11 protein-coding genes are annotated in these 22,141 nt (G+C 66.2%); 2 read left to right on the plus strand and 9 right to left on the minus strand.

Annotation, left to right across the window (positions count from 1 at the left end; genetic code table 11):
- Window positions 1–171 precede the first annotated feature (171 nt).
- From MMF98_RS02270 to MMF98_RS02290, 5 genes are all read right to left on the minus strand, one after another.
- Window positions 172–1,569, minus strand: coding sequence for a sigma 54-interacting transcriptional regulator (locus tag MMF98_RS02270; RefSeq protein WP_243303912.1), 1,398 nt, complete (start codon window positions 1,567–1,569; stop codon window positions 172–174).
- 7 nt (window positions 1,570–1,576) lie between these two features.
- Window positions 1,577–2,161, minus strand: a complete 585-nt coding sequence (locus MMF98_RS02275) for a hypothetical protein (RefSeq protein WP_243303913.1) — start codon at window positions 2,159–2,161, stop codon at window positions 1,577–1,579.
- Window positions 2,151–3,578 (minus strand): sensor histidine kinase, encoded by a 1,428-nt coding sequence (locus MMF98_RS02280; protein WP_243303915.1) that lies wholly within the window; start codon window positions 3,576–3,578, stop codon window positions 2,151–2,153. Before MMF98_RS02280 ends, MMF98_RS02275 begins: the two co-directional genes overlap by 11 nt.
- A gap of 40 nt (window positions 3,579–3,618) precedes the next feature.
- Window positions 3,619–4,962, minus strand: coding sequence for a tRNA (N6-isopentenyl adenosine(37)-C2)-methylthiotransferase MiaB (miaB, locus tag MMF98_RS02285; protein ID WP_243303917.1), 1,344 nt, complete (start codon window positions 4,960–4,962; stop codon window positions 3,619–3,621).
- Window positions 4,963–5,065: 103 nt separating this feature from the next.
- Window positions 5,066–5,524 (minus strand): hypothetical protein, encoded by a 459-nt coding sequence (locus MMF98_RS02290; RefSeq protein WP_243303919.1) that lies wholly within the window; start codon window positions 5,522–5,524, stop codon window positions 5,066–5,068.
- 175 nt (window positions 5,525–5,699) lie between these two features.
- On the opposite strand from MMF98_RS02290, the gene MMF98_RS02295 reads away from it, so the two are divergent.
- Both MMF98_RS02295 and MMF98_RS02300 read left to right on the plus strand, forming a co-directional pair.
- A complete protein-coding gene (locus tag MMF98_RS02295) occupies window positions 5,700–6,671 on the plus strand; it encodes a recombination-associated protein RdgC (protein ID WP_243303921.1) in 972 nt (323 codons plus the stop codon).
- 163 nt (window positions 6,672–6,834) lie between these two features.
- Window positions 6,835–7,029 carry a DUF2970 domain-containing protein gene (locus MMF98_RS02300; protein WP_243303924.1) on the plus strand — a complete coding sequence of 65 codons (195 nt, stop codon included), beginning with the start codon at window positions 6,835–6,837 and terminating at the stop codon, window positions 7,027–7,029.
- 35 nt (window positions 7,030–7,064) lie between these two features.
- On the opposite strand, the gene MMF98_RS02305 is transcribed toward MMF98_RS02300, so the two are convergent.
- The 4 genes from MMF98_RS02305 to MMF98_RS02320 all read right to left on the minus strand — a co-directional run bounded on the left by MMF98_RS02305 (window position 7,065) and on the right by MMF98_RS02320 (window position 22,117).
- A complete protein-coding gene (locus MMF98_RS02305) occupies window positions 7,065–8,594 on the minus strand; it encodes a TolC family protein (protein WP_243303926.1) in 1,530 nt (509 codons plus the stop codon).
- Window positions 8,584–9,930 carry an HlyD family type I secretion periplasmic adaptor subunit gene (locus MMF98_RS02310; RefSeq protein WP_243303928.1) on the minus strand — a complete coding sequence of 449 codons (1,347 nt, stop codon included), beginning with the start codon at window positions 9,928–9,930 and terminating at the stop codon, window positions 8,584–8,586. Before MMF98_RS02310 ends, MMF98_RS02305 begins: the two co-directional genes overlap by 11 nt.
- 58 nt (window positions 9,931–9,988) lie before the next feature.
- Complete coding sequence (locus MMF98_RS02315; RefSeq protein WP_341481284.1) at window positions 9,989–12,193, minus strand: type I secretion system permease/ATPase; 2,205 nt, start codon at window positions 12,191–12,193, stop codon at window positions 9,989–9,991.
- A 171-nt stretch (window positions 12,194–12,364) separates the two neighbouring features.
- Window positions 12,365–22,117, minus strand: coding sequence for an Ig-like domain-containing protein (locus tag MMF98_RS02320; protein WP_243303929.1), 9,753 nt, complete (start codon window positions 22,115–22,117; stop codon window positions 12,365–12,367).
- Window positions 22,118–22,141: the final 24 nt, after the last annotated feature.

Here is a 22,141-nt window from a genome sequence, read left to right on the forward strand (position 1 = left end):
GGGCAAACCCTGTGCCAGCGTGAAAAAATCAATTCAGATCAACGACTTGCAGCGCATCTCTCTCGTAAGCACCTGTGTCGGCCGCCGCCGGGGCCGCCCAACCCCTGTTTTTGTCGCCCAGGGGCGACAAGTCACCCGGGGCGAACAAAAAAACCGAATGTTTTCAAGCGCTTAGTCGTGTCGCCCCTCGGCGACAGGGTCGGCCTTGAAGTGGCCGGGCGTGAGCTCGTGCTTTTGCAGCAGGCGGTAGAACTCGGTGCGGTTGCGGTCGGCCAGCCGCGCGGCGTCGGCCACGTTGCCGTCGGTCAGCTTGAGCAGGCCCACGAGGTAGTCGCGCTCGAAGCGCTGCTTGGCCTCGGCGTAGGTCAGCACCTCGATCGAGGGCACGCGCAGCGCGCGCTGCACCAGGGCCAGCGGCACCAGCGGCGTGGTGGACAGCGCGCACACCTGCTCCACCACGTTGTAGAGCTGGCGCACGTTGCCGGGCCAGGCGGCGGTGGTCAGCGCCTTCAGCGCCTCGGGCGCGAAGCCGCTCAGGCGCCGGCCGTACTTGCCCGCCAGCTTGTGCAGGAAGTGGTTGGCCAGCAGCGCGATGTCCTCGCGCCGCTCGGCCAGCGGCGGCAGCGTGAGGGTGACCACGTTGAGGCGGTAGTACAGGTCTTCGCGGAACTGGCCGGCGGCCATGGCCGCGTCGAGGTCGCGGTGGGTGGCTGAGAGGATGCGCACGTCCACCGGCACCGACTGGCTCGAGCCCAGCGGCCGCACCGCGTGCTCCTGCAGCACGCGCAGCAGCTTGACCTGCAGCGCCGGCGGCATGTCGCCGATTTCGTCCAGCAGCAGCGTGCCGCCGTCGGCCGCCTGGAACAGGCCCTTGTGGTTGGCCACCGCGTCGGTGAAGGCGCCCTTCATGTGGCCGAACAGCTCGGACTCCAGCAGGGCCTCGGGAATCGCGCCGCAGTTGACGGCGATGAAGGGCCGCGCCGCGCGCGGGCTGGCGCCGTGGATGGTGCGCGCCAGCATTTCCTTGCCGGTGCCGCTGTCGCCGCGCAGCAGCACGCTGGCGTCGGAGCGGGCGATCATGCGCGCCTCGGCCAGCAGCTCGGCCATGCGGCTGGAGCGGCTGATGAGCCCGGCGCGCCAGCGCTCGTCGGTCGGGCCAGCGGGGGCGGGCGGCGCGCTCAGGGCCAGCGCCTGCGCGATCTTGTCGAGTAGCTCCTTGCCGTCGTAGGGCTTGGTGAGGTAGGTGAACACGCCGCGCGCCGTGGCCTCGACGGCGTCGGGGATGGTGCCGTGGGCCGTGAGCAGGATCACCGGCAGTGAGGGATGGCGCGTACGGATCTCGTCGAACAGCGCCAGCCCGTCGCGCCCGGGCAGGCGCACGTCGCTGAGCACCAGCTGCGGCCGCTCGATGGCGAGCTGGGCCAGCGCCGCCTCGGCCGAGCCGACGGCGCTGACGTGGTAGCCCGCCGCGGTGAGGCGCATCGACAGCAGGCGCAGCATGTCGGCGTCGTCGTCCACCACCAGCAGGCGCGGCGGGCTGGCGGGGCTGGGGCGTGCGGTGTCGGCCATGGCGTGCTCAGGGGGCGGTGCCGCGCGCGGCGGGGCGCGAGGGCAGGCTGCGCTCGATGGCCCGCACCGCTTCCAGCCGCTCGTTGAGCTGGTCGATGCGGCGCTGGCTGTCGCGCAGCTGCTGGTTCTGGCGCTCGAGCTGGTCTTCCACGCGGCGCTGCTCCGCGTACTGGGCGGCCAGCAGCCGCGCCAGCGGCTGCAGCGCCTGGCTCTCGGGGTCGGCCTGCGCCAGCAGCTTCTGCAGCAAGGCCTGGGCCCGCGCCAGGTCATGCGACTGGGCCAGCGCCAGGGCGAGCTGGAGCTGGCGCTGCGCGGCCTCGCCGGGCTCGCCCAGCCGCGCGATCTCGGCGGCCACCTCGGCCGGCGTCGAGGCGCGCAGGTGATCGGCATACGCGAGCGCGAGCGTGACCGGCGCTGCGGCGGCGGCCGGGGCGGAGGGCGCCGGGGCCGGCGCGCGCGGCTCCAGGCTCGGCGGCGGTGCCGCGGGCGCGGGGGGCACCGCCAAGGGCGTGGCGGCGCAGCCGGCCAGCAGCAGGGCGGCGGCCAGGCTGGCGGCGCGCGCGAGAGAAGAAGGGGAGGTTCTACGAAGCATGGGGCAGTTCGATCCGGAAATGGGCGCCGGCCTCGCCGGGCAGCAGCGTGATGCGCCCGCCATGAGCCGCAATGTACTCCTGCACGATGGACAGGCCGATGCCGCTGCCGCGCACGGCATCGGGGGGCTGGCGTTCGCCGCGGTAGAACGGCTCGAAGATGCGCCCGCGGTCGGCCTCGGCCACGCCGGCGCCCTGGTCGCTGATGTCGAGCCGGGCCCGGCCCGGCAGGGCCGCGAGCGCCAGCCGCACGGTGCCGCCGTGCGGCGAGAAGCGGATCGCGTTGGACAGCAGGTTGGCCACCGCCATGCCGATTTTTTCGCGGTCCACGGGCAGCACCAGCGGCGCGCCTTCGACCTGCACCGTGAGGCCATGGGCCTGCCATTGCAGCCGCTGGGTGTCGACCTGCTCCTCGAGCAGCGCCAGCAGGTCGGTCGGCTGGCGGCGCAGCTGGCGCGCGTCGAACGCGGCGGCGTTGAAGCGCAGCAGCGCCTCGATCTGGTTCTGCAGCGCCCGGGTGTTCTGCTGCAGGATGCGGGCGACCTCGCGCTGGCTGTCGTTGAGCTCGCCGGTCACGCCGTCTTCCAGCAGGGCCACGCCTTCGCGCAGGGCGGCCAGCGGGGTCTTGAGCTCGTGCGAGATGTGGCGCAGGAAGCGCGACTTGTCGGCGTCGAGCTCGGTCAGGCGCAGGCGCAGCCATTCGAGCTGCTGGCTCACGCCGCGCACGTCCGACGGGCCCTTGATGTCGATCGGCTCCTGCAGGCGGTTCTCGCCCAGGCCGACGATGGCTTTCTCCAGCCGCCCGAACGGCCGCGCCAGCCACAGGCCCAGGCCCACGGCCAGCACCACCGACAGGGCGATCGACACCATCACCTGCTGCGTCAGCCGGTCGCGGCTGGCGTCGAGCCGGGCCAGCAGCGCCTTGTTCTGGTTCTCGATGATGCCCTGCACCTGCTGGGCGATGCGGGCGCTGAGCGCGTCGAGCTCGCGGAACTCCTGGGCCATCGCACGTTCGCGCTCGAGCGCGGTGTCGGGCGGGCCATTCATCAGGTCGCCGATGGCGGCGAGCTGGGCGCGCCAGCGCAGCGTCTGGGCCGCCGGCAGGTCGTTGGCCACCAACTGGTCCAGCACGCCGCGCGCGTTGCGGGCCTCCTCGTCGAAGCGCTGGCGCAGCAGCGCGTCGCTGAGGATCAGCGACTGGCGCGCGGCCCGCTCCATGGCCGTGCTGCGCTCGGCCAGCGATTGCGCGGCCGCGCTCAGCTGCAGCGCGCGGGCGGCGCCCTCGCTGTTCTGCGCCATCAGGCTGTCGAGCATGACCACGGCGCGCAGCGCCGTGCCGCCCAGCAGCGCCGCGATCAGCAGGAAGGCGACCAGCAGCAGCTGCCGGAACGAGCCGAGGCGCTGGCTCAGGCCCCGCATGCCCGGGAGGCGCCGGCCGCGTGGCGGCGAGGCAGCGGGTTCATGGCGCGAGCGCCGTTTCGCGCTGCACCACCTCGCCGCGCAGCCAGCGCTGCGTGGCCTCGGTGATGTGCACGTCCACCATCTGCCCGGTCAGCCGCGGCTGGCCCGGGAACATGACGAGGCGGTTGCATTCGGTGCGGCCGGTGAAGACGGCCGGGTCCTTGCGCGAGGGGCCTTCCACCAGCACGCGCTGCACCGTGTCCTGGCGGCTGGCGCTGATGGCGCGCACGCTCTCGTCCAGCGTGGCCTGCAGGTGCTGCAGGCGTCTGAGCTTGACCTCGTGCGGCGTGTCGTCCTGCAGCGCCGCGGCCGGCGTGCCGGGCCGCGGGCTGAAGATGAAGCTGAACGAGGTGTCGTAGCCCACGTCGGTGATGAGCTTCATCATCTTCTGGAAATCGTCCTCGGTCTCGCCGGGGAAGCCGACGATGAAGTCGCTGCTCATGGCCAGGCCGGGCCGGATGGCGCGCAGCTTGCGTACCGTGCTCTTGTATTCCATGGCGGTGTAGCCGCGCTTCATGGCCATCAGGATGCGGTCGCTGCCGTGCTGCACCGGCAGGTGCAGGTGGCTGACCAGCTTGGGCACCCTGGCGTAGACGTCGATCAGGCGCTGCGTGAACTCGTTCGGGTGGCTGGTGGTGTAGCGGATGCGCTCGATGCCGGGGATCTCGGCGACGTACTCGATCAGGAGCGCGAAGTCGGCGATGTCGGCCGTGTCACCCATCGGGCCACGGTAGGCGTTGACGTTCTGGCCCAGCAGCGTCACTTCCTTCACGCCCTGGTCGGCCAGGCCAGCCACTTCCACCAGCACGTCGTCGAACGGGCGTGAGACCTCCTCGCCGCGCGTGTAGGGCACGACGCAGTAGCTGCAGTACTTGGAGCAGCCTTCCATGATGCTCACGAAGGCCGAGGCGCCTTCCACGCGGGCGGGCGGCAGGTGGTCGAACTTCTCGATCTCGGGGAAGCTGATGTCCACCTGCGGGCGGTCCTGGCGCTGGCGCGCGGCGAGCAGCTCGGGCAGGCGGTGCAGCGTCTGCGGGCCGAACACCACGTCCACATAGGGCGCGCGCGCGATGATGGCCGCGCCCTCCTGGCTGGCCACGCAGCCGCCGACACCGATCTGCACGCCCTTGGCCTTCAGGTGCTTGATGCGGCCGAGGTCGGAGAACACCTTCTCCTGCGCCTTCTCGCGCACCGAGCAGGTGTTGAACAGGATCAGGTCGGCCTCGTCCACGTCCTGCGTGGGCTCGTAGCCCTGGGCGGCGTTGAGGACGTCGGCCATCTTGTCCGAGTCGTACTCGTTCATCTGGCAGCCGAAGGTCTTGATGAAAACTTTTTTGGCCATGGGGGACCTCTTGCTCGAAATGCTATGAAATCAATAGCGGAAAATGACCGCTGCACCTGGACATGAGCCAGGTTTCATGAAGAAAAATGAAGAAAAGCGCCGTTTACTGCCCGTAGCGGGGCAACTGGTTGAACGGCGTCTTGCCGTCGTCCCGGGGCGTGGGGTCCACCTCGGAACTGAAGACGAAGTTGCGGCCGGTCGGCGCGCCGTCCCGCTTCTCGCGGGCTTCCGTGGGGGTGAGGATCCAGGCCTCGCGGATCATGCCGCTGGCGTCGCGCACGTAGTTGACCAGCAGCTCCTGGCCGATCAGCGTGGCCGACATCACCACCATGTTCTGGGGGCTGCGGATGCGGGCGCCGGGCGAGAGCTGGTCGGCCTGGCCGTTGAGCTTGACGCTGGGCGGCGCGGTGACTTCGAGCACGCCGCGCTTCGCGGCCACCGGAAACGAGCGCACCGTGTCCTGGGCAACAGATTCAGAGGGAAAAGTGGCGAAGGTCCAGGTCAGCAGGACCGCGCCTGCTATCAAAAATGGAGCAGATCGCGAGCTCGTGCAGCGTTTCATGGTGTAGATCCAGAGGCTGTGGGAATGGCATGGATTCTACCGGCGCGGCTGTCGGGCCGGGCAATTCCCGACCGGAAGGCCCGGCCGCCCGGGTCGCGGCCGCGATGCGGCGACAATGCCCAGCTTTTGTCGCGCCGCGCCGTGGCGCCGACGGTTTCAGTGAAAAAGGACATCTGTGTTCAAGAACGTGATCGTGTACCGCATCGCCTCCGACTGGGGCGCCACCCTGGAGCAAGTGAGCGACAGCCTGGCGCCCGTCGCCTTCGAACCCTGCGGGCCGACCCAGGAAAAATCCGCCGGCTGGGTGCCGCCGCGCGGCCAGGCGCATGGCGCGCTGGTGGAGGCGGTGGACGGCCAGTGGATCCTGCGCTTCATGATGGAAGCCAAGACGGTGCCGGGCTCGGTAGTCACCCGCAAGGTCAAGGAGCAGGTCGCGGCCATCGAACTCGCCGAAGGGCGCAAGCCCGGCAAGAAGGAAATCCGCGAGCTGAAGGAGGAGGTGCGGCTGTCGCTGATGCCCATGGCCTTCACGCGGCAGGCCGCCGTGACCGTGTGGCTGGACCCGCAGGCGCGCTTCCTGGTGATCGACGCCGCCAGCCAGGCCAAGGCCGACGAGGTGGTGACCGGCCTGGTCAAGAGCCTGGACGGCTTCGGCGTGATGGCGCTCAACACCCAGACCGCGCCCGCCACCGCCATGGCCCAGTGGCTCACCACGCAGGAGCCGCCGCAGGGCTTCAGCATCGACCGCGAGTGCGAGCTCAAGGCCTCGGACGATTCCAAGGCCGTGGTGCGCTACGCCCACCACCCGCTGGACATCGAGGAGGTGCGCCAGCACATCGCCGGCGGCAAGCTGCCGACGCGCCTGGCGCTGACCTGGAGCGACCGCCTGTCGTTCGTGCTGACCGAGGGCCTGCAGGTCAAGAAGCTCAGCTTCCAGGACGTGGTGTTCGAGGGCACGGACAGCCCGCAGGGCGAGGACGGCTTCGACGCCGATGCCGCCATCAGCACGGCCGAACTCGCGCAGATGCTGCCCGATCTGCTGCTGGCGCTGGATGGCGAGGTGGTGCCGGGCCTGCCGGCCACTGCTGCGCCCGCGCCCAGCCGGCCGGCGGCCGAGCCGGCGGACCCGGTTGACCCGCCGTTCTGAGCCCGCGCCCGGCCCGGCGCTCGTTCGCCACGGCGATGTGCGCGCGGGCTCGGGTTTGCCGCTGATCTGATACGGCCTTTGCCGCGGCAACTGCTTCTGTTCTTGCGCGGGCGGGCGCAACACAATCGGAGGCAGGACCGATGTCCGTTGCGAGGTTGCCGAGATGTTGTCGAAATTCCTGCGCTATCTGCGCGCCGTGCTGTGGGGCTTCATTGGTTTGGGCGGCCGCCGGGCCGACGCCGATGCGCGCGTGGACCAGGCCGGCGTCATGCCGACGATTGCCATCGCGGTCGTGCTGGCGCTGCTGCTGGTGGTGGTGCTGATCGGGCTGGCGAAGTTCGCTGCGGGCACCGCCTGAGCGATCGCGATCACGGGTCGGATGTTTTCCAGAGGTCAGCGCTTTAGCACGGCCTGACGGCCCAGCGCCCCGGCGCTGGCGACCAGCCGCAGCCGTGCCGAACGCCATTCGGCCAGACAACGCACCCTTTCCTGCTGCGCATCGGCCAGGGTCGATTGGGTGGCCAGCAGTTCCAGGATGTCGGCCGCGCCGCCGGCATAGCGCCGTTGCGATGAGGCGACGGACGCCTGGGCTGCATTCATCAGTGTTTGCGAGGATTCCAGATTGCCCAGAGCGGATACGGCGTCGGCGTGTGCCTTCACGACTTCCATCAGGACCTGGTTGCGCGTGTCTGCCAACTGGGCCTCGCTCTGTTCCGTCTGGGCCTGGGCTCCTCGGATCTTGTAGGTTCGGGCAAAGCCTTCGAACAGAGGGATCGACAACACCACGCCCACCGTCGTCACCTGACTCCGGTTGAGCTGCAGGCCCTGGTTCGGGTAGCCGTTCTGGTAGAAATTGCCGGTCAAATCAAGGGTCGGCAACCCTTCCGCGCGAGCGGCTGCCACGCGGGCCTCGCTGGCGGCCAATTGGGCCCGGGCGGCCGCGATGGCCGGGTGGCGCGCCTGCGCCTGTGCCATCCATTGAGCCAATTCGTTCATGGCCTCCCTTGCCTGCAATTCGCTGCCGTCCGCCGGCTCGGCCAGTTCGTTGTCAACCAGGCGAATGGGGGCCGCTGCCAGCGACGCGGGCGCCAGGCCGATCGCGTATGTCAGCACGGATAACGCCTTGCGGTAGTCTCCCGTAGCGCGCTGCTGCGCCAGACGCGCCTTGGCCAGGGCCGTGCCGGCCTGCAGGGCGTCGCTCATGGGGGCGACACCTCGTTGTTCGCGGCGGCGTGTGGCTTCCAGCGTGCTTTGCGCCAGTTGTGACGCCTGGTCGCGGGCCCGCATGCCGCCCTCGGCCGCGAGCGCATCGAAGTAGGCACCAATCACACTGGAGAGTGTCTTTTGCAATGCCGCATCGTGGGAGGCGAGGGCCGCCACCAGCGATTGACCGGCTGCCTCGCGCTGGGCGGCACGGGTTCCGAAATCCAGCAGTCGCCAGCTTGTACTGAGGTAGCCGGTGTGGCCGCTGGCGCTCGTGCTGGCGCCCGGCGAGTCCGGGTAGCGGGTTTGGGTGTGCTGCCGGGCGACGGAGGCATTCAGCGTCGGCCAATACGCCGCGCGTGCTTCCCCGAGAGTCGCCGCCTGGACCTTGATGGCGGCCCAGGCGGCGCGCACCTGGGGGCTTCGGCACAGTGCCAGGTCCACGGCGCGATCCAGCGTCAACGGGTGCTCCGCATCGGTGCCGTGGCGGTCGTCCATCGGGCACGCGGGGGGCGCGCTGTCGCCCGGCAAGGCCACGCCGGTGTCCAAAGCGGCGGGGCGCACATGCAGCGGGTCTTGAAACGGATCCACCAGGCTGGTGCCGTGCAGTTCTCCCGCCGCGGCTGCCAGGTTGCCCGCGCATGCCGCCGCCAGCACGCAGGCCAGCGCAGAGTCTTTCGCTGTCGGGCGTAGCCTCCCTTTTTTTTGTTCAGCGTTCACGCAAGCTCTCCCGTCCGTGCTCGACCAGCGGCGACAGCACGTACTCGATCACGCGGCGCGTCCCGGTCTTGATTTCCACGCTCGTGGTCATGCCGGGTGTCAGCGGAGCCTCGCGCCCATCGACCGGAAGCGACAGCCGGTTCAGGGCAATCTTGACGGAGTAGAGCCAGCCTCGCTTGTCGTCCTGGATCGCGTCGCGCGACACATGGCTCACTGCCGCAGGCACCGTGCCGTACTTGGTGTAGGCAAAGGCGTCGATCTTCACCTGGGCGGCCTGTCCCTCCTGGACGAAGCCGACGTCCTTGTTCTCCAGGAAGGCCTCGACTTCGACCACGCCCTGTCGAGGAACGATCTGCATCAGCGGCTGTGCCGCCGGGACCACCCCGCCGACGGTGTGTACCGTCAACTGCTGGACCGTTCCATCCACCGGCGCCACCAGTTTCAAGAGCTCGCTGTGTACGGCGGCACGCCTGGCATCCTGTGCGGTTTCGGCCAGGACGCGCTGGGCTTCGCTCAGAGCGTCCTGGGCGTTCTTGCGCAGTTCCGCGGTGAGAGCCGCCTTCTGGTTGCGTGCATCGTTCAGTTGGCCCTGCAGGTCGATGCGGGCCTGTTCCTTTTCCGTCCATGCGTGGTGTGACACGTCGTGGTCCCGAGCCAGGACGCGGTAGTCCTCGGCCCGTTGGACGGCCAGCGGCAGGGCCTGGGCATAGCGGCGGATCTCGTCGTCCAGGCGCCGGGATTTGGCCGTGTAGTCGCGCCATTGGTCGAGCAGGTGTTGCTGGGCGTCTTGCCAGCGCTCGGCGGGTACCTCGGGGAACGCGGCCAGGCGGGGAGCGGTTCCGATTGTCAGGGCGCTGATCAGTGCGCGAGCGCGTGCCGCCTGAAGCTGGGCGTTCTGGTGGTCTCCGGCGGCCTTGTCATGTTCGCTGTCGCTGGCGCGCGCGTCCAGCTCGACCAGCAGGTCGCCGGCGTGGACCGATTGGCCCTCGCTCACGTACAGGGCCCGGACACTGGCCACCTCGATGGAAGCAATCGTCTTGGTGCGTTGTGAAGGGATGATCTTGCCCTGGGCATTCACGATGATGTCAACTTGCCCGAAGAAGGACCACGACAGGGCCACGATGACCAGGCCGATCAGAAGCCGTGCGACCCAGCGGCCGACGGGTGACACAGGCCGTGTTTGCAGCGCCAACGCAGCGGGCAGGAATTCTGCTTCGTGTGTCTGCAGCGCCGGCTGGGTGAGCTGGTCGCGCCGAGCCCAGGCCTGCGCCCATGCCGAGCGATAGCGGCGCCAGAGCGAGGCCCAGGCCCGCAGTCGGTGAATCACCGTGTTCATTGAGGAACCCCCATGCTACGCACTACGGTGCGAGTGCCCGTCCTGCCGAAGGCGGCGCTCATGCCGCGACCTTTCGGGCGTCGGCCGTGCCGTGCTGCAATGCATGCAAGTGGGCGTAGATGCCACCCGCCTTGGCCTTGAGTTCGTCATGGTGCCCGAACTCTGCCACTTGCCCGCGCTCCATCACCAGGATCTGGTCGGCCTCGCGGACGGCAGAGAGACGGTGCGCGATGATGAGCACCGTGCGGCCCTGGCAGATCCTGCGCATGTTGTCCTGGATGACCTTCTCTGATTCGTAGTCCAGCGCGCTGGTGGCCTCGTCGAAGATCAGGATGCGCGGGTTGGTGATCAGCGCCCGCGCGATCGCGATGCGCTGGCGCTGTCCGCCGGACAAGCCGGTGCCGTGCTCGCCGACCACGGTGTCATAACCCTCGGGCAACTCGCAGATGAAGTCGTGCGCCCCGGCAAGTTGGGCCGCTTCGATGACGGCCTCGATCGGCAGGGCCGGATTGACCAGGGCGATGTTGTCGCGGATCGAGCGGTTGAACAGCATGTTTTCCTGGAGCACCACGCCGATCTGTTGGCGCAGCGAGGCCGTGTCGACGATGGCAATGTCCTGTCCATCCACCAGCACCCGGCCGCGATCCGGCACATACAGTCGCTGCACCAGCTTGGTCAAGGTGCTCTTGCCGGAGCCGGATCGCCCGACGATGCCAATGATCTGACCCGGGACGACGCGCAGGCTCACACCGCGGATGACCTCGGGCGCGTCGGGCCGGTAGCGAAAAGAGACATGGTCGAATTCGATCGAACCGGCCAGGCGCGGCAACCGGGTTTTCGTGGCGGAATGGACTTCGGTGCGCGCATTCAGGATGTCGCCCAGGCGGCTCATGGAGATGCCCACCTGCTGGAAATCGTTCCACAACTGCGCCAGGCGCAGGATGGGCGAAGAGACTTGCCCGGCCAGCATGTTGAAGGCCACCAGTTCGCCCACCGTCATCTGGTTGTCGATCACCAGGGTGGCTCCCAGCCACATGATGGCGGCGGTGACCAGCTTGCTGATCAGCGTCACGCAACTGCTGGCCACTGTCGATGCCCGGGTGACCGATAGGCCGGCAGTGACGTAACTGGCGAGCTGCTGATCCCATTTCTGGGTCCAGCGGGGCTCGACCGCCATGGCCTTGACGGTGTCGATGCCGCCGATCGTTTCCACAAGAAAGGATTGGTTCTCCGCGCCCTTGTTGAACTTGTCGTCCAAGCGGGTCCGGATCACCGGGGTGAACAGCAGGGACACGAGCACGTAGAGCGGGATCGACAGCACGACGACCAGGGTGAGCCATGTGCTGTACCAAAGCATCACCCCCAGGAAGACCACCGAGAACAGCAGATCCAGCACCAGGGTCATGGCGTTGCCGGTGAGGAATGAGCGGATGCTCTCGAGTTCCCGGATGCGTGCGACCGAGTCGCCCACGCGCCGTGCCTGAAAGTACGCGAGGGGCAGGCCCAGCAGGTGGCGGAACAGCCGGGCGCCCAGCTCAACGTCGATCTTGCTGCTGGTGTGCGCGAACACCCAGCTGCGGATACCGGTCAGCGTAGCCTCGAACAGAATGGCGCAAACCAGGCCGACGGCGACCACGTTCAATGTCTTCATCGCGTGGTTGACGAGCACCTTGTCCATCACCACTTGAAAGAACATCGGTGTGACCAGGCCGATCACCTGCAGCACCAGCGAGATGAGCAGGATTTCGCCCAGCAGCCTCCGGTATTTGACGACCGCCGGAATAAACCAGGTGAAGTCGAATCGGGCTGTCTCGCCGGCAAAGCTGGCCTGACTGGTGCACAGGACGAGTTCCCCGTTCCACAACGCGAGGAACTCCTCGCGTTGGAGCACTGCCGGTGGTTCGCCCGGGCGTTGGATCAGCAGGCGCGCAGCCGTGCCCTCGCCGCGGTCGAAGGCCGCGACGATGAAACAGCGGCCGGCCCGGTCCCGGCCGATGGCGGGCAGAGGTGCCTTGTCGAGTCGTTCAGCGGGTTGGCGTACCAGCCGGGCCGACAACCCCAGGCGTTTGGCGGCCAGCAGCAGGGTTTGCAAGTCAAAATCCTGGTGCCCATGCTCGTGCCGCAGCGCCGCGGCGTCAGCGGCGATGCCATGGAAGCTGGCCATCATCAGCAGTGAGAGCAAGGTGGAATCCTGCTCTTCGGTTGGAGGAGAGCCTTGCGGTGCGGGGAATGGCCCCGTGGTCTCGGGAGGGTTGGTGGTCACGGGCGTCGGAGGGATGGTGTTTCTGGGATGCAGGGACCGTTGAGCGGCAGACCCTGGCGAGGTCTACCCTCGCCTTTGACTGCAGGCGAGGGGCGCCGTGGCTGGCCTCTGGGAGCGATGCGCGTGGAGCGCTTCGCGCCAGAGTCCACCGCGGCCCTCCCGCGGCCCGCTTCAACGATGCCAGGCCGATGCCATCAGCGGGGCCAAGGCTTGCTGCTCTTGAGGGGTGTAGTTCAACTGCCCGGCCGTCGGCGCAGTGAATGCCGACATGGCCTGCACCAGCTTGGTGATGTCCGCGCCGTTGATGCTGCGTCCGTCACTGGAGGTCAGTGTGTTCAGCTGCGCGCCCACGCCACCGCTGAACCAGTTGGCGACAGTGAGCCTTTCACTGTTGCCAAGAACGGTCATCACGAGGTCATTGCCCTGCTGCTGGAACCAGAGCTTGTTGTAGGCGCCGCTGGTCAGGGCGACGTCGTCGCGGGCATTGGCATTGATCAGGGTGTACTGGCCCGTTCCGAGCGTGAGTGTGTCCCGGCCGCCATTGGTGCGAATGGTATCGGCGCCGTTGCCCAGTGTCAGCGAGTGCTTTCCCGCGCCGAGCGTAACGGCGTTGTTTCCGTTGCCCACGACGATCGAGTCGTTGCCACTGCCGACGGTCACGGTGTTGTTGCCGCTTCCCAGCCGGATGCGGTTCTCCCGGCCAGAGGTGTCGGCCGCCGTGACGGTGTTGTTGCCGTTGCCAAATACGACCGAGTTGGACCCGCTTCCCACCTGAACGACGTTGTTGCCGTTGCCACCGGAAACCGAGTTCTGACCGTTGCCTACCGTGATCCGGTCGTTGCCCTGGCCGACAGCGATGTGGTTCTCGCCGTTGCCCAATTGGATGACGTTGGTCTTTCCGGTGACATCGGACGTCTGGATGTCGTTTTCGCCGTCGCCGCCGCGGATGGTGTTCGAACCGCTGCCCAGGGTGACGGTGTTCTCGCCGCGTCCCAGGGTGATCTGGTTGTTGCCGTTACCGAGCTGAACCCGGTTTTCGCCCGAACCCAGTGCGAGGGTGTTCGCACCATTGCCACCTCGGATCGCGTTGTCTCCGTCGCCCGCGGCGAAAGCGTAGTTCGCAGAGTCGAAACTGACACGGTGCTCGCCGTTGCCCACAGCGAACTGGGTGAGTCCGGCCGCGGCGGTCGCGTTCGCGCCAACGACGCGGACAGTGACTCCGCCGCGCCTGTCGTCGCCGTTGCTGCTTAGCAGCAAGTCTTGCCCGCTGGCCGTGAACGTCAGCGAGCTGTCATCGTCATCGACAGAAGAGAGATGTACGGTGTCGGTGCCTCCCCGATTGATGAGCGTGTAGCGCCCGCTGCCCAGGTTGATGTCGTTGACGCCGCGACCGGTCACGATCTGGCTGGTTCCGCTGCCGAGCGTGACTGAGTTGTTGCCGTTGCCCACGGTCACGCTGTCGTTGCCATTGCCCAGCGTGATGGCATTGCGTCCATCGCCGACGGTCACGCTGGCGCTGCCAGACGGCGTCTTATCCTGACGGCGGCAATCGTCATCGGTGTTCCCAGTCAAGCTTTGGGTGATGACGTTGTTGCCATTGCCGGCGGTGACGCTGTCGTTGCCACTGCCGAAGCGGATCAGGTTGTTGCCATCACCCGCGGCGATCGTGTCATTGCCATTGCCGACCGTGACCTGGTTGTTGCCGTGGCCCAGCGTCAGCATGTCATTGCCGTTACCAAACTGCACGAGGTTGTTGCCATTGCCCAGGCTCACGCGGTAAGCGCCGGCGTTGCCGTAGACCGCATCGTTGCCGTTGCCGGCTGCAAAGTTGTAGCTGCCGTCGTCGAACCGGGCGGTGTACTTGCCATCACCCACTACATACTGCGCGATGCCGTTGGCGGCGTTGACCGCAGCACCGACGACGCGCACACTGCCGCCCGTGACGAGTTCGCTGACGAGAACATCAGCGCCGGTGCGCGCAAAGTTCAGCGTGTCCGCAGCAACGTTGGGAGCGAAATAAAGCGTGTCGGTGCCGCCACGGTTGTAGATCGTGTCCTGCCCGGTGCCGACGTGCAGGGCGTTGACACCGCTGCCGGTGGTGAGGCTGTTGTTGCCGTTCCCCACCGTGACGTTGTTGCGCCCGTTGCCCACGCGCACCTGGCTGCTGCCGTTGCCGGCGGACACGGTGTTGTCGCCATCGCCCGTTGTGACGAGATCGTTGCCGTTGCCCAGAGTCACGGTGTTGTTGCCATGACCCAGAGTCACGCTGTCCTGGCCCGAACCGAGCACGACGGTGTTGCGGCCGTTGCCTGCCCTGACGATGCCCGCGCCATTGCCTGCGATGACATGGTTGTCGCCGTCGCCTAGGGTCAGCGTGTCGTTGCCCTGGCCCAGCGTGATCCGGTTGACTGATCCTGTCGTGTCCTGTGCCGTGATGGCATCGTTGCCATCACCCAGGGTCACCGTGTTGCTACCGGCGCCCAGAGTGACCTGGTTGGCCCCGTTGCCACCGCCGATGACGTTCGCGCCGTTTCCCGCGGTGACGCGGTTGGCTCCTTGCCCCAGAGTCAGGCGGTTGTTGCCGGCACCCAGGGCGACGCGATTGGCGCCGTTGCCCAGTGTGATGGCATTTGCGCTGCCCACTGCATCTGCGGCGTTGATCTGGTTGTTGCCCCACCCCAGGGTGACCGAGTTCGAACCGGACCCCAGCGAGAGCTGATTGGCGCCGTCGCCGCCGAGCACGGTGTTGGTGCCGTTGCCCAATACGATCTGATCGTCGCCTTGCCCGACCCGAAGCTGATTGTTGCCGTTGCCGAGCCGGATCGTGTCGATCGTTCCAGCCGCGTCCGACGTCGTTACCCGGTTGTTGCCATCGCCCAGGGTGATGTTCTCCGCGCCGCGGCCGGCACTGACGACGTTGGCGCCGTTGCCGCCAGTGAGTGTGTTGGTGCCATTGCCGAGGGTGATCTGGTTGCCGCCCTGGCCGACATGGACGACGTTGATGCCGTCGCCGATCCGGATGGTGTTCGCCGTGCCTGCGGCATCGCCGGCGGTCACGCTGTTGCTGCCGTTGCCCAGCATGATGGCATTGGCGCCCGAACCGACCTGGACGACGTTGTCGCCGTCGCCGGCAGACACGGCGTTGCCGCCGTTGCCGAGTGTGACGCGATTGCCGTGGTGGTTCATGCTGAGGTCGATCTGGCTGTCGCCGTTACCCAGGCTGATGGCTGAGCGGCCGCCGGCATCGCCCGTGAGCAGCACCCGGGCATCACTACCCACCACGGTGCTCGAGCCGCTGCCCAGGCGCACGGTGTCCTGCGCGTTGAACAGTCGGTAGGTGTCGGCACCGGAGCCTCCGATCAGGGTGTCGTGGCCCGCACCCGCGATCAGGGTCGTGTCGCCCGTGCCGGCGATCAGGGTGTCGTTGCCGTCATTGGCCTGGATCGTGATGGCCTGCGCGCCGCCGGTCAGGGTGATGTCTGCTGTTCCCGTGCCGATGAGCTTCTGCACATTGGCCGGGACCGCGTAGCTGACACTGGAGAAGACGGTGTTGGTGTTGCCCCAGGCCTGGGCGATGACCACATCGGCGCCATTGTTCACGACGAAGGTGGTGTCGCCGTGGCCTCCGATCAGGGTGGCCACGCCCGTGCCCGCCACCAGCGTGTCGTTGCCGTCGTTGGCTGCGAGCGTCACGCCGTCCTCACTGCCGCCTGTGAGGGTGAGGTTGGCGAAACCCGTGCCCACCAGGTGCTTGACACCAGTGGGCAGGCTGTAGCTGACGCTGGTCTTGACCGTATCCTCACCGTCACCATCGGCCTTGACCACTGTGCCGGCGTTGCTCACCACGAAGGTGTTATTACCGCCCCCGCCGACCAGCGTCGCGGCGCCACCGCTGTCGACCAGTGTGTCGTCGCCCGTGCCACCGATCAGGATATCGGCAGCGCCGTTGCCGATGATCTGGTCGCCCAGGTCGTTGCCGCGCAGCGTCAGGGCCTGGCTGCCGGTGCCCCAGAGCACCTGCTGGTTGTCGCCGAGGGTCCAGTTCACCGAGGTCTTGACCGTGTTGCGGCCTCCAGCCTTCACGTGAATGGTGTCGCTGGCGTTGGTGACGACAAACGTGTTGCTGCCCGTGCCCGCGTGCATGTCGGCGATGCCACCGCCGTCGTTGAAGATGTTGCTGCCGTTGCCTGCGAGCAGTTCGTTGTGGCCGATGCCGCCGAGCAGGGTGTTGTTGCCGTTGCCTGCCTTGAGCAAGCTGTTGCCGCTGCCGGCGTACAGCAGGTTGTCGCCGCCGCCTGCGAAGACGAGGTTGTTGCCCGAGCCGCCGGCCACCAGATTGTTGCCGTTGCCCAAAGCGACAAATTTGTTGCCGGCGCCCAGCAGGATGGTGTTGTTGCCCTGGCCTGCGGCGATCACGTCGCGCCCGTCGCCGGGTTGGATCAGGTTGTTGCCGTCGCCGGCGGCAATCATGTCGTTGCCGCTGCCCGTGATGATGACGTCGCGCCCGGTGCCGGCGTGGATGATGTTGTCGCCATGGTTGCCCAGCACCAGGTAGTCGCCGTCGGCCACGGTGATGGGATGGTTCGGGTTGGCCTGGGCCACCTGGGTGATGCGCGGGGCGCCGTCTGGATCGGTTGCCAGCACGTCGCGACTGATGGGTAACACCACGTCGGCTGCTTGACCCTGGCTGCCATCGCTGCGGGTGAAGGTAGTGGTGCTGTGCATCACCACCCCCTGATCTGTGGCGAAGTGATTGCTGCCCTGTAGGCTGATGGACGTGATGCCCAACTGGTCCAGGGTCTTGAATTCGCCCGCGCTGCCCACGCCGTTGTCATCGGCGTCGACCCACACCCCCAGCCGGCCCCAGACGGCGTCGCTCTTGTCGATCACATCGTCGTGGTTGAGGTCAAACGCCGCCAGACCCTGCAAGGCGTTCCGTGCGTCTTTGGTGTAGGTCGAAAAGTCGATCTGGCTGCTGTCGTGGACGATGCCGTCGCCGTACTTGTCCAAGGCCAGCACGCCGTTGCCGCCGGTGAACCACGCCGTGCGGTGACGCCAGCCATCGCCCGCCTGGGCGAAGAAGACGTTGGAATCGTCCACCGACTTGAAGTGAAAACCGGTGCCTTGCAGATCCAGGATGATGGGGTCTCCGGCTCCACCGCCGCCGTCGCCACCGCCGTCGCCGTCTCCATCGGCGCTGCCGTCGCTGCTGTCTGCATCGGCGTCGCTGTCTCCTCCGATGCCATCCGCGCCGTCGCTGCCGATGGGGCCGTCCCCGCCGGATCCGCTGCTTGGCAGCGTGACCGTCATCTGGTAGCGGTCGCTCAAGCCCGAGGGGTCGCTCACCTGTACCACGAAGGCGTCCTGGCCGGCAGGGGCTGAGCCGTTGACCGAAAACGTCCAGTGGCCCTGCGCGTCCACGCTGGCCGTGCCGAAGTGCGGCTGTTGCACGATGCTCCAGCTGAGGCTCGACGGCGCGTCGTCAGGATCGACGACGCTGAAGTCGCCGGAATAGGGATCATTCAGCCAGGCCACTGGCTGGTCACGGTAGGCCCAGCCGCCGCTGCCGTCCGGGTTCTGGTAGCCCCAGCCCGGCTGAGTCAGCGGGATCGACTCGTATGCCGGTGCGTCTGCGGTGCCGGCGTTGTTGAGCTGGTAGCCGTACAGCGGGGTCTGGGTGTTGTGCTCGCCGGTGATGTGCGGCGCCTGATCGATGTGCCTGACGTTGACCTGCACATGCTCGATGGCCTGGCCGTAGGCGCCCGCATCCACCCGGACGTCGAAACCGGCGTCATTGCCCCAGTAATAGGCGTCTGGCGTGAAGGTAACCTGCCCCGAGGTCGCGTCATAACTCACGCTGCCGTGCTGGGCGTTGCCCACGCCCGCGATGTTAATCAGCGCATTGGGGGCGTTGGCCACGTGCACGCTGTCCAGCAGGCCCTGCACGCCGCTGCCGTTGCCGTGCAGCTGCATGATGGCCGGCGCGTTCTCCTCGGTGGACACGGCCTCGGTGTTGGCCACCACGCTGCTGAGATCCTGCACCTGGGTCACGGCGATGCTGACCTGCCCGCCGGTGGTGTTCATGCGGATGCCGCCGGCCACCGGGGTGTAGCTGGTGCCCTGGGCGCTGGCCTGCAGGTCGAGCGTGGCCATCTGGTGCACGCTGTCGTCGCTGCGGGTGTAGGTGCCCATCTGGTAGTTGAGCGCGGTGATGCCCATGTCGGCCAGGGTGAGCGCCTCGCCGGGCTCGATGCGGCCGTCGCCATTGGCGTCGCGCCAGACCTTGAGCTGCGCGTAGACAGGGTCGCTGGCGTCGATGATGCCGTCGCCATTGGCGTCCCAGGTGGCCAGGCTGGCGATGCCGCGCGCGCCGCCGGCCACCCGGGCGTTGCTGAACAGCTCCTCCCCGTTGTCGATGGCGTTGTTGAGGTTCTTGTCCAGCACCAGGAAGCCATCGTTGCCGTTGAGCCAGGCGGTGCGGTGCAGGTAGCCCGTGCTGCCCGCTGGCGGTGTATCGGCGAGCGCCGCGCTGCCGTCCACGGCGAACTGCACCACGCTGGCACTCAGCCCCGTGGTGGACAGGCCCCCGCCCAGATCCAGGCCGATGGGATTCCACTGCTCGGTGGTGGCGCCCGCCGGCAGCGGCGAAGCCAGCAACCCCCGGTTGGCATCGCGCTCAACCTCGGACAGGCCGGCGTTGCTCAAGTGGTTGGCCGCCTGGGCGTTGGCCGTGGCCACTTCCCACTGCGGTGCGATGGCCTGGCGTGCTAGCGCGTTGCCGACGTAGTACTGCCCCAAGCTCTGGAAGTAAGCCGGGTTGCTGGGCTCCACGCCTGTGGCCAGCCCATCGCCGGAGCGGAAGTGCAGCCCGGGGTTGAGGCTTTGGCCGGTGGTCGGGTCGGTGGTGTTGACGGCAAAGCCCGCGCTCATGAATCCGCTCGCATAGCTGATGCCGCCCAGGCGCTGGGCGATCAGGCCCACCTGCTGGTAGGCACTGGTGGCGCTGGCGTTGTAGTGGCCGACGATGCTTTGCAGGCTGCCGATGAGGTTGCTCAGGGCGTTGAAGGTGATCTGGTCGCCACCGTCGCCGCCCTGGGCATTGACCTGGATGCCTTGGGTGCCCGTATCCCAGTAGGCATTGGCTGAGCCCCAGGGCTGGGGCGGGTCGTCGCCGAAGATATCACCCAGGATGGTGCCCACCAGCAAACCCACGAAGGCACCGATGGGGCCGGCCGCTGCACCAGCCATCTCGGACAGCTCAGCCGCCACTGCAATGCCCACGGAATCGCCCGCAGCCCCCGCGAGGTTGCCGCCGACCAGATCGTTGACGAGGTTCAGATAGGGAATGGCATCGCCCACGGCCCGGGAGGCGCCCAACAGGCTGCCCATGCCATTGGCCGCTGCATTGATGGCGTCGCCATAGACGATGTTGGCGTAGGCCGTGACTCCCAGGCTGAAGCTGTTGGCGCTGGCGATGATGGCGCCGCCAGTGTCGCCGCGCTTGAGCGCCTGCCCCAGACCATACAGGCTGCTGAGCGCGCCAAGAGTCGTGGCGGCATCGTTCAGCGCGGGCGGGGCGTCGTGGTAGACGTCGTTGTACAGTCGCAGCCCGCTGGCCAGGGCCGGCAGCGGCTGCTGGTGCTGGATCGCCTGGATGAGACTGTAGGCGTCATTGAAGCCTTGTGCGGCGATGCCCAGGTTGGCCAGGGCGATGTTGTTCAGCACCGCGGTCTGGTTGCCGTCAGGATTGTTGCGTACCTGGCTGATCGTGCCCGAGGGATCGTTCGCCGTTGCCGAGGTGATCCAAGTGTCCAGTGAGGCGCCATCGGCCGGGTTGAACGCGCGCACGCCAGTAGCCAGGACGATGCCGTCGCCATCGCGCTTGACAATGTCGTAGGTGTTGGCGATGAGGTTGTTGGCCTCGTCGCGCGTGGGCGCGATGTCGGTGATGGAGGTAATGGCTCCGGTGGCGTCTCGCTCGGTGATGGTCTGCACCTGCGAGGCGGAGGGATCGGTGTAGTCGATCTGGCGGCTGGTGCTGTCAGTGGCCGTGGTGATGACAGTTTGCAGGCCGCTGCGGTACTTCACCGTGACGAGGCTCGTTCCATCGTCGTAAGTTTGACTGGTCGTGGTGCTTTGGAGTACGTCGCTGGCGTTGTATATAGAAACCTGTGTTGCCACGCCCACGAATGATGTGACGCTCCTGGAGATTTGCGCTCCATTGGCGTCCAAGCTTGACTCGGTTGTTCGTGGCCGGCCAGTGTCTGTGTCAGGTGCCGTCGTGCTGATCGTATGGCTGAGAAAGGTGCCTGTGGTGGGATTGTTGATGGTGGCATCTGTTGTGGTGATTCGACCGTCTGCCGACTTGAAGGCCAATTCAATGGATTGAGTGATCCCACTATGTATGCTCGTCGTGATGGTTTGAACGCCCTGCATTTCGAGGCCCGTGTCGGTCTGAGCAACCACCGTATGGCGGTAGATCGTGACTTGGTTGCCGTTGCCGTCGTCCAACGTCAAAAGACGATCCGTACTAGTGTTGCTTGGTCGCGAGATTGAATCCGAGGCATAGAGCATGCTGGGGTCAGACCCGGCTGCGCCTCCGGAACTTACGCTCTCACTGAATGAGTACCCCGCATATTGGCCGGTGAGGATTTCTCCGGCTACTTTGGTTTCATCCGCACTGAGGTCGCTTCGGAACAAGTCACCATTGTTGGCGAACGCATATTGCCCACCTTTGCCAGCGTCCAGCGTGACATCCACTCCGTTGATGTTGACTTGGGCAACAGCGGTGTCGCCAAGTTCAATTTCTTCAGTCCCCAAAGCCAGAATCATTTTTCCGTTGTTGCTTTTGAGAATGGGGAGATCGCTTCGAGGATAGTTACCAAAACTGTCCGTCCATTGCCCATCGGAAAAGCGCTTGAAGTTGTCACCATTGGCGTCCGCGCTAAATAGGTGCCCCGCTTTATCAATACCAACGATACGAGCTTGACCATCCAATCCGTTGGGCAGCGTCATCAGAGCTGGCTGACCTTTCTCCAGGCTGTTTACAAAGCCGTCGCCCGCTTTTGTATCACGAAAAATACGCTCTAAAACCTGGAAGCGCGGATCTGCGGCAAACATGCTGAGAGAAGTTTGGGATAAATCCTGATCTTCCAAATCTTTAAGCCAAGAGGACAATGGAGTATTGGAATTGCGGACCTTGGTATAGAGGTCGGCGCCGCGCATCGCAGCTTGGAAACCGCTTTGTATGTAGCTTGCCTGGCTATTTATAAATGACTCGATATTCGCCCAACTTACGATCTCAGACTCCATTTTTGAGATCAAATTTCCACCATTGACAGCAGACCGCGTCGCTGCGATGGCTTCACTTTGGTTGAAAAGCTTCATGGCGGCGGTGAGCACATAGCGCTGATCGTCTTCGCTCACAAAGGACTGAAACGTTTGCGAACTGATTACACGTTGGGCAAAGGGAAGGAGCTTTTCGTCTATTTGCTTCAGGTCCATTTCCCAAACCGCCTGCTTGCCAGAATCAGTTTGTAGGAAGGTATTGAATTTCGTTTTTTCCTCGCTGCTTAACGGTCGCTTGGACAGATCAGCAGAATTTGCGTTTGGCACAAGACCATATCGGCCCTGCTCCTTGAGAACTGAAGTTAACTCAGACTCAGTTCTGTCAAGCAACTTGCTTGCATCCGTGCCAGCCCAAGCATAGTAAGCCGTGACTAGCCCGGAGACTAGTTGCGGACGCTGTCCCAAGTCGCTCTGCAACGTGCCAATAGAGTAGCCGCTGTTATTTTCGGGGCTACCGTCTTTTTTGCTGTAGCTCATAGCCCAGCTAAGCGCGTAGCTGGACTTGTTTTGCACTTCAGATGCATAACCGGCGTTGAGCAGAGCTAGGGAGCGGATTTCTGTAGAAGTAATAGTCATAGTATTTCCATAGATTTGTTGCTT

This window comes from Variovorax terrae (assembly GCF_022809125.1).
Taxonomy (GTDB): Bacteria; Pseudomonadota; Gammaproteobacteria; order Burkholderiales; family Burkholderiaceae_C; genus Variovorax_A; species Variovorax_A terrae.